The organism is Thermopolyspora flexuosa (genome assembly GCF_006716785.1).
In the GTDB taxonomy this organism is placed as follows: Bacteria; Actinomycetota; Actinomycetes; order Streptosporangiales; family Streptosporangiaceae; genus Thermopolyspora; species Thermopolyspora flexuosa.
The window spans coordinates 3,485,707-3,499,363 of sequence record NZ_VFPQ01000001.1; the positions used below are offsets into that span (position 1 = coordinate 3,485,707).

16 protein-coding genes and 1 pseudogene are annotated in these 13,657 nt (G+C 71.5%); 11 read left to right on the forward strand and 6 right to left on the reverse strand.

What is annotated here, in order from left to right:
- Nucleotides 1-35: 35 nt before the first annotated feature.
- From FHX40_RS14770 to FHX40_RS14780, 3 genes are read left to right on the forward strand one after another with little or no spacing between them, the layout of a single operon-like run.
- Nucleotides 36-782 carry a metal ABC transporter ATP-binding protein gene (locus tag FHX40_RS14770; protein ID WP_142261790.1) on the forward strand — a complete coding sequence of 249 codons (747 nt, stop codon included), beginning with the start codon at nt 36-38 and terminating at the stop codon, nt 780-782.
- Nucleotides 779-1,612 carry a metal ABC transporter permease gene (locus tag FHX40_RS14775; protein WP_142261792.1) on the forward strand — a complete coding sequence of 278 codons (834 nt, stop codon included), beginning with the start codon at nt 779-781 and terminating at the stop codon, nt 1,610-1,612. The genes FHX40_RS14770 and FHX40_RS14775 overlap by 4 nt, the downstream gene beginning before the upstream one ends.
- Nucleotides 1,609-2,001 carry a Fur family transcriptional regulator gene (locus FHX40_RS14780; protein WP_142260160.1) on the forward strand — a complete coding sequence of 131 codons (393 nt, stop codon included), beginning with the start codon at nt 1,609-1,611 and terminating at the stop codon, nt 1,999-2,001. Before FHX40_RS14775 ends, FHX40_RS14780 begins: the two co-directional genes overlap by 4 nt.
- On the opposite strand, the gene FHX40_RS14785 is transcribed toward FHX40_RS14780, so the two are convergent.
- Nucleotides 1,941-2,885 (reverse strand): DMT family transporter, encoded by a 945-nt coding sequence (locus tag FHX40_RS14785; protein ID WP_142260161.1) that lies wholly within the window; start codon nt 2,883-2,885, stop codon nt 1,941-1,943. The genes FHX40_RS14780 and FHX40_RS14785 overlap by 61 nt on opposite strands.
- Nucleotides 2,886-2,923: 38 nt before the next feature.
- Between FHX40_RS14785 and FHX40_RS14790 the strand changes: the two genes are divergently transcribed.
- Nucleotides 2,924-3,472, forward strand: a complete 549-nt coding sequence (locus FHX40_RS14790) for a CGNR zinc finger domain-containing protein (protein WP_142260162.1) — start codon at nt 2,924-2,926, stop codon at nt 3,470-3,472.
- Between the two features lie 84 nt (nt 3,473-3,556).
- On the opposite strand, the gene FHX40_RS14795 is transcribed toward FHX40_RS14790, so the two are convergent.
- Both FHX40_RS14795 and recO read right to left on the reverse strand, forming a co-directional pair.
- Nucleotides 3,557-4,324, reverse strand: a complete 768-nt coding sequence (locus FHX40_RS14795) for an isoprenyl transferase (protein ID WP_142260163.1) — start codon at nt 4,322-4,324, stop codon at nt 3,557-3,559.
- A 9-nt stretch (nt 4,325-4,333) separates the two neighbouring features.
- Nucleotides 4,334-5,062, reverse strand: coding sequence for a DNA repair protein RecO (recO, locus tag FHX40_RS14800; RefSeq protein ID WP_142260164.1), 729 nt, complete (start codon nt 5,060-5,062; stop codon nt 4,334-4,336).
- Between the two features lie 210 nt (nt 5,063-5,272).
- On the opposite strand from recO, the gene FHX40_RS26070 reads away from it, so the two are divergent.
- A complete protein-coding gene (locus FHX40_RS26070) occupies nt 5,273-6,901 on the forward strand; it encodes a CDP-alcohol phosphatidyltransferase family protein (protein ID WP_142260165.1) in 1,629 nt (542 codons plus the stop codon).
- A gap of 23 nt (nt 6,902-6,924) precedes the next feature.
- A complete protein-coding gene (locus FHX40_RS26075) occupies nt 6,925-7,626 on the forward strand; it encodes a DUF5941 domain-containing protein (protein ID WP_268241018.1) in 702 nt (233 codons plus the stop codon).
- Nucleotides 7,627-7,734: 108 nt separating this feature from the next.
- Here the strand turns inward: FHX40_RS26075 and FHX40_RS14815 are convergent, their stop codons facing one another.
- Together FHX40_RS14815 and FHX40_RS14820 are read right to left on the reverse strand one after the other, a co-directional pair.
- The gene (locus FHX40_RS14815; protein WP_142260167.1) at nt 7,735-8,460 is read right to left on the reverse strand and encodes an ABC transporter permease; all 726 of its coding nucleotides are present in this window, start codon (nt 8,458-8,460) and stop codon (nt 7,735-7,737) included.
- Nucleotides 8,461-8,570: 110 nt separating this feature from the next.
- Nucleotides 8,571-9,254, reverse strand: a pseudogene (locus tag FHX40_RS14820) (ABC transporter ATP-binding protein); the annotation flags it as partial.
- Nucleotides 9,255-9,319: 65 nt separating this feature from the next.
- On the opposite strand from FHX40_RS14820, the gene FHX40_RS14825 reads away from it, so the two are divergent.
- From FHX40_RS14825 to FHX40_RS14840, 3 genes are all read left to right on the forward strand, one after another.
- Nucleotides 9,320-9,964, forward strand: a complete 645-nt coding sequence (locus FHX40_RS14825; RefSeq protein ID WP_142260169.1) for a TetR/AcrR family transcriptional regulator — start codon at nt 9,320-9,322, stop codon at nt 9,962-9,964.
- Nucleotides 9,965-10,411: 447 nt separating this feature from the next.
- Complete coding sequence (locus FHX40_RS14835) at nt 10,412-10,603, forward strand: DUF397 domain-containing protein (protein WP_142260170.1); 192 nt, start codon at nt 10,412-10,414, stop codon at nt 10,601-10,603.
- A gap of 185 nt (nt 10,604-10,788) precedes the next feature.
- Nucleotides 10,789-10,980, forward strand: a complete 192-nt coding sequence (locus FHX40_RS14840) for a DUF397 domain-containing protein (protein WP_142260171.1) — start codon at nt 10,789-10,791, stop codon at nt 10,978-10,980.
- A gap of 205 nt (nt 10,981-11,185) precedes the next feature.
- Here the strand turns inward: FHX40_RS14840 and FHX40_RS14845 are convergent, their stop codons facing one another.
- On the reverse strand, nt 11,186-12,115 hold the full coding sequence (locus FHX40_RS14845; RefSeq protein ID WP_142260172.1) for an NADP-dependent oxidoreductase: 930 nt from the start codon (nt 12,113-12,115) through the stop codon (nt 11,186-11,188).
- Between the two features lie 102 nt (nt 12,116-12,217).
- Between FHX40_RS14845 and FHX40_RS14850 the strand changes: the two genes are divergently transcribed.
- Nucleotides 12,218-12,949, forward strand: coding sequence for a TetR/AcrR family transcriptional regulator (locus FHX40_RS14850; protein WP_142260173.1), 732 nt, complete (start codon nt 12,218-12,220; stop codon nt 12,947-12,949).
- Between the two features lie 69 nt (nt 12,950-13,018).
- On the forward strand, nt 13,019-13,468 hold the full coding sequence (locus FHX40_RS14855; RefSeq protein ID WP_189136140.1) for an Lrp/AsnC family transcriptional regulator: 450 nt from the start codon (nt 13,019-13,021) through the stop codon (nt 13,466-13,468).
- Nucleotides 13,469-13,657: the final 189 nt, after the last annotated feature.

Sequence of the window (13,657 nt, forward strand, 5' to 3'; positions counted from 1 at the left end):
ACCTGGACCGATCTCACGTGACATCCGTCTTCCAGATGACCGGCGGCCGGGTGACCCTCGACCGCCGGCCCGTGCTGCGGGGCATCGACCTGACCGTCTCCGAGGGCGAGGCGGTCGCGATCCTCGGCGCGAACGGCTCCGGCAAGTCCACCCTCGTCCGGGCGCTGCTCGGCCTCGTCCCGCTCTCCGGCGGCACCACCCTGCTGTACGGCGTGCCGCCGTCGCGCTTCCGCGACTGGAAGCGCATCGGGTACGTGCCGCAGCGCCTCTCGGTCGGCGGCGGGGTGCCCGCGACCGTGCGCGAGGTGGTGCTCAGCGGCCGGATCGCCCGGCAGCGGCGGTGGCGGCGCACCACCGCCGAGGACAAGGCCGCGGTCGCCGACGCGCTCGAGGCGATGGGCCTGACCGCCCGCGCGAACGACCCCGTGCACGCCCTCTCCGGCGGCCAGCAGCAGCGCGTGCTGATCGCCCGCGCGCTCGCCGGGCAGCCGGACGTGTTCGTCATGGACGAGCCCACCGCCGGGGTGGACGCGGCGAGCCAGCAGGCGCTCGCCGACGTGCTCGCCACGCTCGTGGCGAAGGGCCGTACCGTCGTGCTCGTCATGCACGAGCTCGGCCCGCTGGAGCCGCTCATCTCCCGGGCGGTGGTGCTGCGCGACGGGGTGATCGTGCACGACGGCAAGCCGCCGCAGGCGGTCGGCGTGCACGCTCGGCCCGGCCACGACCACGTGCACCCGCACGGCCCGGCCGAGCGCGACGAGCTGCTGAGGTGGACATCGTGATGGAACTGCTCGCCTTCGACTTCATGCGGCGGGCGCTGCTCGCCGCGGTGCTCGTCGGGCTCGCCGCCCCGGCCGTGGGCACGTTCATCGTGCAGCGGCGGCTCGCGCTGCTCGGCGACGGCGTCGGGCACGTCGCGCTCACCGGCGTCGCGCTCGGCTTCCTCACCGGGACCGCGCCGGTGCTCACCGCGGTGGTCGTCTCGGTGCTCGGCGCGATCGCGATCGAGCTGGTGCGCAGCCGCGGCCGCACCGGCGGGGACGTCGCGCTCGCGCTGCTGTTCTACGGCGGCATCGCGGGCGGCGTGCTGCTCATCGGGCTCGCGCCGGGCGGCAGCAACGCCACCCTCACCTCCTACCTGTTCGGCTCGATCAGCAGCGTCACCGACCTCGACCTGTGGGTGATCGCGATCATGGCGGCGGCGGTGCTCGCGGTGGTGGCGCTGTTCGGGCGCGAGCTGTTCGTGCTCTGCCAGGACGAGGAGGTGGCCAAGGCGAGCGGGCTGCCGGTGCGGTTCCTCAGCCTGCTCATCGCGGTCACCGCGGCGCTCACCGTGGTCATCGCGATGCGCGTGGTGGGGCTGCTGCTGGTGAGCGCGCTCATGGTCGTGCCGGTGGCCACGAGCCAGCAGCTCACCCGGGGCTTCCGCGCCACCATGCTGCTGTCCATGGCGATCGGCGTGGCCGCCACGGTGGGCGGGCTCACCTCCGCCTACTACGTGGACGTCGCGCCCGGGGCCGCGATCGTGCTCATCGCCCTGGCCGGGTTCGGGGCGGCGCTGACCCTGGGTAGATTCGTACGGCGAAGCCGTACACAGGAGTCCGCACCATGACGACCAGTCGCCGGCAGGCCGTCCGGAAGGTACTCGCCGCAAGCACCTCGTTCCGGAGCGCGCAGGACATTTACGCCGAGATGCGGGCGTCGGGAGCCAAGATCGGCCTGACGACGGTCTACCGCGCGCTGCAGGCGCTCAGCGACGCCGGGGAGATCGACGTGCTGCGCACCGACGACGGCGAGGCCGTCTACCGCGCGTGCGCGACGGTGAGCCACCACCACCATCTCGTGTGCCGCCGCTGCGGGAAGACCGTCGAGGTGGCCGGGCCGGACGTGGAGCGGTGGGCCGAGGCGGTCGGCAAGGAGCACGGGTTCACCGACGTGACTCACACCGTCGAGGTGTTCGGCACCTGCCCCTCCTGCGCCGAGGAGGCCAAGGCGGGCTGACGGGCCGGGCGCGAGCCGTACAGCACGCCGAGGGCGACCGCGACGCAGCCGGCGAGCTGGAGCGCCGAGGGGCGCTCACCGAGCAACACGGCCGACAGCGCCACCGTGGTCACCGGCTGGATGAGCAGGATCAGCGCGGTGAGCGCGGCGGGCTGCCGGGGCAGCGAGTAGGTGATCAGCACCCAGCCGAGCACCTGCGGGCCGAGCGCGAGCAGCAGCAGCCAGCCGTGCGTCGGCCACTCCGGGCGCAGGTCGGCGCCGCCGAACAGCGGGCTCAGCGCCGCGATCGCGACCGTGGCGACCGCGGTGGCGTGCGCGAGCGGCCCGGCGGCGCGGCGGCCGGTGCCCGACCCGGCGCGCAGCACGAGCAGGTACGCGGCGTAGGTGAGCGAGGTGAGCAGGCCGAACAGCACGCCGAGCGCCGGGTCCTCCCCGTACGGCGCGGCGTCGAAGGCTCCGGAGATGAGCACGGCCCCGCCGAGCACCACCGGCGTGGCCACCGCGATCCGGGCCGAGGGGCGCTCGCCGAGCAGCGCCCAGGCGGCGAACGCCACGATCACCACCTGCAGGTTGCCGAGCACGGTGGCGAGCCCGGCCCCGATGTACCCGATGGACAGGTGCCAGAACAGCAGGTCGAGGGCGAAGAACACCCCGGCGAGCCAGGCACGGCGGCACTCGCGCCACGACATCGCGCCGAGCCGCCGCCGCTCCCACCAGGCGAGCGCGGCGAGCGCGGGCACCGCGTAGCCACACCGGAACAACGCGGACGTGGCCGGGGTGGCCTCGGAGAGCCGCACGAGCGGCCCCGATGTCGAGATCACCAGAGCGCCCGCCACGGCGACGAGAACGGGGATAGTCTTCCCAACAGTCGGCGTGCGGCGCATCAGGGCCACGCTAAGCCCACGAGCGGACAGGAGTCAACATGGCCTTCAGTCATGACATGGCGCATTCGCTCGCGACCGTGGTGGAGCTGATCAACACCGCCCCGGAGACCCACGGCGAGGAGGCGCTCTGCGACCTGTCCGACCTTGCGGACTTCCTTGCCCGCAGGCAGGTGAGCGGCATCGGCGCGCTGGAGCGGCGCGACCTCGACGAGGTGCGCGCGGTGCGGGCCGCGTTCCACGAGGTGTGCACCGCGCCGGACCGGGAGGGCGTGATCACCCGGCTCAACGCGCTGCTCAGCGGCACCCGGATCACGCCCCGGCTCACCGAGCACGACGGCCACCCGCTGCACATCCACTACTTCGCGCCCGGCTCCTCGGTCGCCGAGCACCTCGCCGCCGAGTGCGCGATCGCCCTCGCCTACCTGCTGGTGGAGAACGAGTGGGAGCGGCTGCGCACCTGTGCCGCCCCCGACTGCTCGCACATCTTCATCGACGAGTCGCGCAACCGGTCCCGCGTCTACTGCGACAGCCGTACCTGCGGGAACCGGATGCACGTGGCCGCCTACCGGGCCCGTCGCCGGGCCTGAGCCGCCGTACGGCCACCGGCCCGAAGGGCGGCCCGCACCCGCCGGAGGCGGGCACGGGCGTGGGCCGCGCCGCGGCGGGGCGGGCTAGACGGGCTCGGCGCCGCCGTACCGGCGGTCGCGCTTGGCGTAGATCTCGACGGCCTGCCACAGGTCGCGCCGGTCGAAGTCGGGCCAGAGCTGGTTGAGGAAGACCATCTCGGCGTAGGCCGACTGCCACAGCAGGAAGTTCGAGATGCGCTGCTCGCCGGACGACCGGAGGAACAGGTCGACGTCCGGGATGTCCGGCTCGTCGAGGTAGCGGCGGAACGTCTTCTCGGTGATCTTCTCCGGCTTGAGCCGCCCGGCGGCGACGTCCTGCGCGATCCTGGTCGCGGCGTCGACGATCTCGGCGCGGCCGCCGTAGTTCACGCAGAACTGGAGCGTCAGCACCGTGTTGTTCTTGGTGAGCTCCTCGGCGTCGCGCAGCTCCTTGATCACGCTCTTCCACAGCCGCCCGGTACGGCCGGCCCAGCGCACCCGCACGCCCATCTCGTGCAGCTGGTCGCGGCGGCGGCGGATCACGTCCCGGTTGAAGCCCATGAGGAAGCGCACCTCCTCCGGGGAGCGCTTCCAGTTCTCGGTGGAGAAGGCGTACGCCGACAGGTAGGGGATGCCGAGTTCGATCGCCCCTTCGATCACGTCGAACAGGGACGACTCCCCCATCTTGTGACCCTCGGTACGGGGAAGCCCGCGCGCCTTGGCCCAGCGGCCGTTGCCGTCCATGACGATGGCGACGTGCCGCGGGATGAGCTCACGCGGGAGGTTCGGCGGGGTCGCGCCGGACGGATGCGGAGAAGGTGGGCGAACTGCCATCACTCGCTCTCAGACTCGTTCGACATGGCGTAGCGAGCGTATTCCGTGTTCGAGGTGCCATTGCAGATATGCGGCGATAAGGCCGCTGCATTCGGCACGATGCCGGGGCTCGGAGGCGTCCGCCGCCGCCCAGTCGCCGCGCAGCAGCGCGATCATCAACGCGATCGTCTCCGCCGCGGGTACGGCCGCGCCCGCCGGGCGGCAGCGCGCGCACACCACGCCGCCGGCCGCGATCGCGAACGCCCGTACCGCCTGGGCGCCGCACCGGGCGCACTCGGTGAGCGCCGGGGCGTAGCCCGCCACGGCGAGCGAGCGCAGGAAGTAGGCGTCGAGCACGAGGCGCGGCTCGTGCTCGCCCGCGGCGAGCGTGCGCAGCCCGCCCACGAGCAGCAGGAACTGCCGGAGCGCCGGCTCCTTCTCGGCCACGGTGATGCGGTCGGCGGCCTCCAGCATCGCGCTGCCCGCGGTGTAGCGGGCGTAGTCGCGCACGACCGCCTCGCCGTACGGGTGGAGGGTCTCGGCCTGGGTGATAACGTCGAGTGACCTGCCGGTGTGGAGCTGGAGATCCACATGGGTGAACGGCTCCAGCCGGGCGCCGAAGCGGGACATCGTACGGCGGACGCCTTTCGCCACCGCGCGCACCTTGCCCGTGCGTTTCGTCAGAATCGTAACGATTCTGTCAGCCTCCCCCAGCTTCTGGGTGCGGAGCACGACGCCCTCGTCACGATACAGACCCACCCGGCCAGTGTACGGACCCTTGACGACGTGCTGCGTCGCACCAGGTCCGAAACAGGCGCAGACGGGGAACACCGAAGGAAGAACACAAAGTAGGGAAGAATCGGGGATGAACTTTCGCGTGCACGGGCCTTACCGAAAGGTCACTAAACTTCTCGCTTTGGCGGACCCCCCGCTTCGATCAAACCTTTCGCCGCTGCCTGAAAGGGTGCCATGACCCGCGTGGTCCTACTGGGCTCCTCGCCCAGGCCGATCGACTCAGATATCCAGCCGGTGTCGCCCGTGCACATCCGGCTGTCGTCCTTCCCCACCGCCCCCACGGTCACGGCTCGCCTGTACGGCCAGATGGCCGCCCTCGACCCGAACCCGATCACCATCGCGAGACCGGACGAGGCCAAGTTCTACCGCCAGCTTCCCGGCCGGGTGGTGGAGACCACCGACATCGCCGAGGACCTGCGCGCGCTCGCCGACGCGATCGAGGACACCACCGAGAGCGTGCTCATCATGCCGACCGCCTCGGTGATCCACGACGAGCTCATCTACCAGATCAACAAGACCAAGCGCGGCGCGCTCGCGCTCATCGCCAAGGAGCCCCGGCCGACCGAGAGCACCGAGATCGCCGAGGGCCCGGAGCCGGGCGAGGAGATCGCCGACAACGGCGAGCCGCTCACCCCCGAGCCGCCGATCGAGGAGGCCGAGCCCGAGATCTGCAACCGCACCTTCGAGGGCCTGCCGGTACGGCTGCGCGCCGGCCGGTCCCGGGTGGTCTCGGTCGGCACCGCCTACCACGCCGTCACCCGGCCCAACGCGGTCGCCCTCGGCCCGCTGTACGTGAGCGCGAAGAACGCCCCCGTGCTCGCCGAGGCCGCGCGCGAGCTCGCCGGCCTCACCCACCTGCTCGGCCCCGAGGACGACCTCGTCCAGCTGCTCATCCTGTGCCTGGTACGGCGCGGCGTCTCCGTGGGCATCCGGGGACGCCGCGACCTTTACTACCGCCGGGTGTTCACCCAGGCCGACGCGGACGAGGCCCAGCAGATCATGGCGGGCATCGACGAGGACCGGGTGCGGCTCAACAACGCGGTCAAGGGCGCGGACGGCTTCTTCACCACGTTCTTCGTCAGCACCTACTCGCGGTTCATCGCCCGCTGGGCCGCCCGGCGCGGCCTCACCCCCAACCAGGTGACGCTGTTCTCCATCACGCTCGGCGTCGCCTCGGCGGCCTGCTTCGCCACCGGCACCCGGGCCGGGGCCGTGGCGGGAGCCGTACTCATCTACTTCGCGTTCGTGTTCGACTGCGTCGACGGTCAGCTCGCCCGGTACGCGCGCAAGTTCGGGGTGCTCGGCGCCTGGCTGGACGCGACCTTCGACCGCTTCAAGGAGTACGTGGTCTTCGCCGGCCTCGCCATCGGCGCGACCGTGGCCGGGCAGGGCGACGTGTGGACGCTCGCGCTCGCCGCGATCGCCATGCAGTCGGTCCGGCACCTGCTCGACTTCGCGTACGGCGCGGGCCACCGCCGCCGGCGCAAGGCTCCCCCGCCGCTGCCGACCCTCGACCTGACGGTCAGCGCCGACACGCCGCTGCGCGAGGCGCTCGTCCAGCGCCGCATCGAGCAGACCAACACGATCAAGAAGCTGCTCAGGCTCTGGACGAAGGCCGGCAGGTTCCGCCCGCTCTACTGGGCGCGCAAGATGATCGTCTTCCCCATCGGTGAGCGGTTCGCCGCCATCGCGATCACGGCCGCGTTCTTCGAGCCTCGCATCACCTTCCTCACGCTGCTGATCTGGGGTGGCATCGCGGCCGCCTACAGCCTGACCGGACGTCTCATGAGGTCACTCGCATGATCACGCAACCACAGACAACTCCGGTGACCACCACCCCGGACCCCGACGAGGAGCGCCTGCGCGTCCAGACCGCGCGCCTCGTCTCCTACCGCGACGACGGCCCGCTCGCCGCCCTGCTGCGCGACCGGCTCGGTCCCGGCCTTCCCCCGGTCTTCACCACGCTCGTCGCGCTGGTCGCGGTCGCCGCCCTGGCGTTCACCGACACGCTGGCCGCCGGGTCGGGCCCGATCATGCTGGTGCCCGCGCTCATCGTCGTCGCCCTCGTGGTGCCGACCGTCCCCCGCGACCACCTCGGCCGCTTCGACTGGCTCGTCCCGCCGCTCGTCCGCGCCGCCGAGTTCCTCGCGATCCTCACCATCGGCCTCGCCACGGACACGCCCAGGTGGCTGCTGTTCGTGCTCCTGTACGTGATCGGCTACCACACGTACGACACGGTCTACCGCACCCGGCAGGGCATCTGGCCGCCCGCCTGGATCTTCAAGGCCGGCCTCGGCTGGGAGTGCCGCCTGATCGTCATCGGCGCCGGCGCGGCGATCGGCCAGCTCACCATCGTCGTCGCCGTCCTCACCGCGTACCTGTTCGTCCTCTTCGCCGCGGAGAGCGTCACGAGCTGGGTCCGCCTCGACAAGGCCTCCACCCAGGCCCAGGCCTCCGACGACCTCGAGGCCGCCCCCGAGGAGGCCGCCGAGCGCGCCGAGGCCGAGGCCGCCCAAGAGAAGGCCTGACCTCCACGCGACAAGGCCCGACCGGCTCCCTGGAGCGGCCGGGCCTTTCTTGTCTCCGTCCCCGCCGGGGTGCCCGCCTCCTGCCGCGAGCAGCGCGGTTAGCGAGCGTCAGGCGTTCTCCCGGTGGAACAGGCGGGTGCCGAGGGCCACGCCGATGACGAGGAGCGCGAGCCCGGCGAGCACTCCCCAGGCGACCGCGGCGCCGCCGTACGACCCGGAGAAGAACGCGCGCAGGGCCTCGACCACGTAGCGGAACGGCGTCAGCCGGGAGAGGACGTCCAGCCACGGCGGTGCGAGCGACATCGGCAGGAGCGCGCCCGACAGCAGCATGAGCGGCACGACCGCGGTCGACGCGACCGGCGGGAAGAGCTCGTCCGGCATGACCAGAGCGATCGCGTAGGAGAGCGACGCCAGGCCCGTGGCGAGCACGACGAGCAGCGCCAGGCCGAGCAGCACCCCGGCGAGCGGGGCGCGCAGTCCGAGCGCCCAGCCGAGCGCGAGCAGCAGCGCGGACTGCACGAGCAGCACGACGACGTCGCGCAGCACCCGGCCGAGCAGCAGCGAGGTACGGCCGGCGGGGGTGACGCGCAACCGTTCCAGTACCCCGAAACGCCGGTCGATGAAGATGCCGAAACCGGCGAGCCCTGCGCTCATCAGGGCGAGCTGCACGAGCAGCCCGGGCACGAGCACGTCCCACGAGCCGACGCCGCTGCGGTCGAAGAGCGGGCCGAACAGCACCAGGAACATGATCGGCTGGATGGCGCTGAACAGGACGGAGAGTTTGCTGCGGAAGGTCGCGCGCAGATAGTGGCGCGCGAGGATCAGGGCGGTCACAGGGGTTCTCCTTCGAGACGGCGGTCCGGCCCGGCTCAGGCGGCGGTGCTCTCGCGCAGCTCGCGGCCGGTCACGTGGAGGAAGACGTCGTCGAGGGTCGCGGACGGGCCGAGCTCGGCCTTGAGGTCCGCCGGTGCGCCCTCGGCGACCACGCGGCCGTGGTCGATGATGAGGATCCGGTCGCAGAGCGCGTCGGCCTCGTCGAGGTAGTGCGTGGTGAGGAAGACGGTCATGCCCTCCCGGTCGCGCAGCCGCCGCACGTGATCCCACAGGTTGGCGCGGCTCTGCGGGTCGAGACCGGTGGTCGGCTCATCGAGGAAGAGCAGCCGTGGGTTGTGCAGCAGGCCCATGGCGAGATCGACGCGCCTTCGCCGGCCGCCGGAGAGCACGGCGGCCGGGCGCGCCTCGACGCCGGCGAGGTCGAGCGCCCGCAGCGTCTCGGCGACCCGGTCCCTCGCCTCGGCCCGGCTCATGCCGTACAGGCGGGCCTGGAGCTCGAGCTCCTCCCCCACCTGGGCGGTGGGGGCGACGGTGTTGCCCTGGGGCACGTAGCCGATGCGGCGCCGTACCTCGGCGGGCTCGGCCACCAGGTCGTACCCGGCCACGGTGGCGGTGCCGGAGGTGGGTTTCAGCAGCGTGGTGAGCATGCGCAGGCTCGTGCTCTTGCCCGCGCCGTTCGGGCCGAGGAAACCGACGATCTCACCGGCGGCCACGTGCAGGTCGAGACCGCGTACCGCCTCGACCGTGCCCTTCCCGCCGGTGAAGGTCTTGGTGAGCGCTGTGGCGTGAATCACGTTCGATAGAGTAACACCAAATTTGGAGTCACTGAAAAATTGTGGTCACTGATAGCATGTCCGCCATGTCCGAGGAGCTGAGCCTGCGGGAGCGCAAGAAGCGGGAGACCCGGCAGCGCATCTCCGACGTCGCCATGGGTCTGTTCATGCGGCACGGCTTCGACAAGGTGACGGTCGCCGAGGTGGCGCGCGCCGCCGACGTCTCGGTGAACACGGTCTTCAACTACTTCAAGACCAAGGAGGAGCTCTTCCTCGACCGCCAGGACACCGCGGAGGAGTTCCTCGCCGACCTGGTACGTGGGCGCGCCCCAGGCGTGTCGGCGGTGCGGGCGATCCGGGACGACTTCCTCGACGCGGTGCGCACCCGGCACTGGCGGTACGGCTTCAACGCGGGCGCCGACTGGTGGCACCAGATGGTGGCGGACAGCCCGGCCCTCACCGCCGCCGTGAACCGGCTGCACGAGGCCCGCCAGGAGAAGCTCGCCGCCGCGCTCGCCGACGAGGCCGACGCCGACCCCGACGACCTCACACCCCGCGTCGTGGCGGCGCAGATCTGCGCGACACTGACCGTGCTCACCGAGCAGGCACACCGGCGCAGAAGGGCCGGTGAGGCATGGGAGGACATCCTCGCCGACACCGAGAAGAAGGCCGAGCGCGCCTTCGACCTCCTCGAACACGGCATCGGCGACTATCCCGAGCCATCCCGCTGAGCCACCGGGCAGGCCTCGGCCAGGCCGTTCGGCTTCGTACGGCTTGTCGCGCGGCGGACGCGTGGACGCCACCGCCCCTGTCTGGGCGAGCAGGTCACGGGCGCTGTCGACGACGGGGGCGAGGAGCCGGGAGACCGCGGCGTCGAGCAGGGTCTCCTTCCCGCCGAAGGCGCGTACCACCATGGCGGCGCCGAGCCCGGCGCGCTGCGCGACCGCCTCGACGGTGAGCGTCGCGCCGGCTCGGCAAGGAGGGCCATGGCGGCGTCGAGGGCCGGTTGGCGGTTGCGGACGGCGTCCGATCGGCGGCGCGGCGCGGCGTTGACAAGTGAAATGCTCCTTCCAGATATTCCAACTGGAATGCTCATTTCACCTAGACGCCGACGGAAAGGCGGGCCGAGGCATACCCTCAGTCACTATCTCTGAAGGAAACAAGGAGGCGGCAGAGAGATGGACGTGAGTCAAACTATATGGCGAAAGTCCAGCTATTCGAACGATACCGGTCACTGTGTCGAAGTGGCGACAAACCTGCCCGGCATCGTCGCGATTCGAGACTCTAAGAACCCCGACGGTCCCGTCCTTGTGCTCAGCCGAGCCGAGTGGTCGGCCTTCCTCGCTAGCGTGCGCGACGGCGCTGTATGACCTTTCCCGCCGTTCGAGGGCTGGGAGGTGCCGACCGGCCGGCGGGCCTTCCAACCGCCTGTAGACCAGATTTCGCCTGCACGAACAACCCCGATCGCTCGCCGAGCACGACCGAGTCCACATGCCCGCATGCGAAGCGGGACGCGCGCCAGGATCGATCAGGAACATGAAGAAAGGGCTGGAGAATGGACCTGAGTAAAGCGCGGTGGCGTAAGTCCAGCCGATCCAACGACGTCGGTGCCTGCGTCGAGGTGGCAACGAACCTTCCGGGCATTGTTGCCATTCGGGACTCCAAGGATCCCGACGGACCGGTTCTCGTGCTCACCCGCGCCGAGTGGCCGGCCTTCCTGGCAAGCGTGCGCGACGGCACCGTGTGATTCCGTTCTGCGGGCCTGATTGGCACGGCTTCGCCGAGGTGCTGGTGATGCCTCACCGTCCGGCAAGGCGCCCGGAGGCCCGCCGCGCCGAGGCGCGCCACGGGCCTCGAACACATTCCGCGCCAAGGCCACTCACCACTTACGCGAAGGGTACGGTGGCGGGGTCATTCCGGCCGGTCGGGGGTCGGGTGGACATGCGGGGGTTTCAGGAGCAGGCGATCGCGATCTTGCCGATGGCGCCCCTGGTGAACGCGGCGAACGCCTCGGGGGCCCGCTCGAGCGGGTAGACGGCGCCGATCGGGACCCGCAGCTTTCCGGCGGCGACCAGCTCGGCCAGGGTGGTGAGGGTCGTGTCGGTGGGGTCGGCCATGACCGAGCGGAGGGTGACGCCGTCGACGGCGTCGGCGGGGAGGCCGAGGGTGGAGGCGATGCGCCCGTCCTTGGCCAGCAGGCTCGCGAGGCGGGTCACGTCGCCCGCCAGGTGGAGGATCACGTCCACGCCGTCGGGGGCGATCTTGCGTACCGCGGACTCCAGGTCGTCGGTGTGGTCGACGACCTGCACCGCCTCGGCGAGGCCGGTGACGAACTCCTCCTCCGCGCCCGGACGTGCGGTGGCGATCACCCGGGCGCCGCGTGCGGCGGCGAGCTGGACCGCGAAGGCGCCCACGCCGCCGGTCGCGCCGGAGATCAGCACGGTGTCGCCCTCACCCACCTCAACCGTGTCGAGACTGTTGAGGGCGGCGGTGCCGGCGAGCCCGAGCGCCCCGGCGTCGCGGAACGACAGGCCCTCGGGGATGCGGGCCAGGCCGTAGCTGGTGGGCACGGCGGCGTACCGGGCGAGCGTCCCGGCCTGCAGGAACGGTGCCATCAGGACGCCGAACACCCGATCGCCGGCCGCAAGCCCCTCGACCCCCTCGCCCACCTCGACGACCGTCCCGGCGTAGTCCTTGCCGAGCACGAGGGGGAAGCGGTGCTCCATCAGGTCGCGCAGCTTCCCGGCGGCGACCGCCGCGTCGAATCCGTTCACCGACGCCGACGCCACCTCCACGAGCACCTCCCCGACCGCGGGCCGGGGGACGTCGATCTCGATGACGGACGGGGTGGCGGGGACGGTGGTGAGTGCTACGGCGCGCATGCGATGCACCTTTCGGAGCCGATAAGTGGAACGGACTTCCCGGTTAGCTCTCCTTCAGCATAAACACAAGTGGACCGGTCGTTCCACTTGTAGAGTAGGGACATGGCTCCATCCACCGAGTCGTACGCGTCACCCGGCGTGAGGACCGCGGGACTGCGCGCGGACGCCGAACGCAACCGCGAGCGCATCCTCGCCGCGGCCCGCCGCCTGTTCGCCAGCGACGGACTCGACGTCTCCATGGCCTGCGTGGCCCGCGAGGCCGGGGTCGGCAAGGCGACCCTGGCGCGCCGCTTCCCCAGCCGCGAGGACCTGATCAACGCGGTGTTCGCCGACCGGATGGACGCCTACGTCGGCGCGGTCACCGAGGCCCTCGCCGACCCGGACCCCTGGCACGGGTTCACCGGCTTCGTCCGCAACGTCTGCGCCATGCAGGCCGCCGACCGCGGCTTCGCCGAGGTGCTGGCGATGACCTTCCCGTCCGCCAAGGCGCTGGAGGCCCGCCGCGCCGAGGCGTACCACGGGCTGCTCGAGCTCATCCGCCGCGCCAAGGCCACCGGCCACCTGCGCGAGGACGTCACCGACCAGGACATGGTCATCCTGCTCATGGCCAACGCCGGCGTCGTCGCCGCCACCCACGAGGCCGCCCCCGACGCCTGGCACCGCCTCGTCGGCCACATGCTCCGCGCCTTCGCCGCCCCCGGCACCGAACCGCCCCCACTGCCGCCCGCCCCCAGCCCGGCGGCCCTGTACCGCGCCATGATCCAGGCGGCCCGCGCCGCCCGCCCGCCCGACGGACGCGCAAGGCACGACGCCCGCCAGGCGCGCGACGAATGACCGGTGCAAAGCCGCAGGCCCAGGGGCGCGGCCATGTGTGCGCGGGCGGGGCGCGGTATACAGGTCTGCGTGGAGCTGGATCAGCTTGATCGTGCCATCATTCGGGAGCTCGTCGAGGACGCCCGGGCGACGTACGCCGAGATCGGGCAGCGGGTGGGGTTGTCGGCGCCCGCGGTGAAGCGGCGGGTGGACCGGCTGCAGGAGAAGGGGGCGATCAAGGGGTTCACGGTGCGGGTCGACCCGGCGGCGCTGGGGTGGACGACCGAGGCGTACGTGGAGCTGTTCTGCCGGGGGAAGACCTCGCCCGCGGACATCGCGACGGCGGTGGCGCGGAACCCCGAGGTGGTGTCGGCGTGCACGATCACCGGGGAGGCGGACGCGCTGCTGCACATCCGGGCGACCGACATGCGCCACGTGGAGCAGGTGATCGAGCGGATCGCGGCCGAGGAGTTCGTGGTGCGCACCAAGAGCTCGATCGTGCTCTCCCGGCTGGTGGACACCCCATTGCCCACCTCGTAGCCACCGCGCCGCCCGTGGCAGGGGTGTTTCGGCGGCTTTTCGGGCGCGTTTCCGTGCAACAAATCGACACCGCGGGGCCGGAACACGCAACGGATCGACGGCAACGCGCAATTTTTTCGCCTGGGCCGCACGAAACCCGGTTTCTATCCTGAACCTATCCCCTGACCAGCCGTTTTGACCCTGTGGAGC

What these genes read in the sequence shown, in the direction of transcription:
- FHX40_RS14770 (WP_142261790.1), top strand. Translation starts at nt 36, where the DNA reads ATGACCGGCGGCCGGGTGACCCTCGACCGCCGGCCCGTGCTGCGGGGC.
- FHX40_RS14780 (WP_142260160.1), top strand. Translation starts at nt 1,609, where the DNA reads ATGACGACCAGTCGCCGGCAGGCCGTCCGGAAGGTACTCGCCGCAAGC.
- FHX40_RS14785 (WP_142260161.1), bottom strand. Translation starts at nt 2,885, where the DNA reads ATGCGCCGCACGCCGACTGTTGGGAAGACTATCCCCGTTCTCGTCGCC.
- FHX40_RS14790 (WP_142260162.1), top strand. Translation starts at nt 2,924, where the DNA reads ATGGCCTTCAGTCATGACATGGCGCATTCGCTCGCGACCGTGGTGGAG.
- FHX40_RS14795 (WP_142260163.1), bottom strand. Translation starts at nt 4,324, where the DNA reads ATGGCAGTTCGCCCACCTTCTCCGCATCCGTCCGGCGCGACCCCGCCG.
- FHX40_RS26070 (WP_142260165.1), top strand. Translation starts at nt 5,273, where the DNA reads ATGACCCGCGTGGTCCTACTGGGCTCCTCGCCCAGGCCGATCGACTCA.
- FHX40_RS14825 (WP_142260169.1), top strand. Translation starts at nt 9,320, where the DNA reads ATGTCCGAGGAGCTGAGCCTGCGGGAGCGCAAGAAGCGGGAGACCCGG.
- FHX40_RS14835 (WP_142260170.1), top strand. Translation starts at nt 10,412, where the DNA reads ATGGACGTGAGTCAAACTATATGGCGAAAGTCCAGCTATTCGAACGAT.
- FHX40_RS14840 (WP_142260171.1), top strand. Translation starts at nt 10,789, where the DNA reads ATGGACCTGAGTAAAGCGCGGTGGCGTAAGTCCAGCCGATCCAACGAC.
- FHX40_RS14845 (WP_142260172.1), bottom strand. Translation starts at nt 12,115, where the DNA reads ATGCGCGCCGTAGCACTCACCACCGTCCCCGCCACCCCGTCCGTCATC.
- FHX40_RS14850 (WP_142260173.1), top strand. Translation starts at nt 12,218, where the DNA reads ATGGCTCCATCCACCGAGTCGTACGCGTCACCCGGCGTGAGGACCGCG.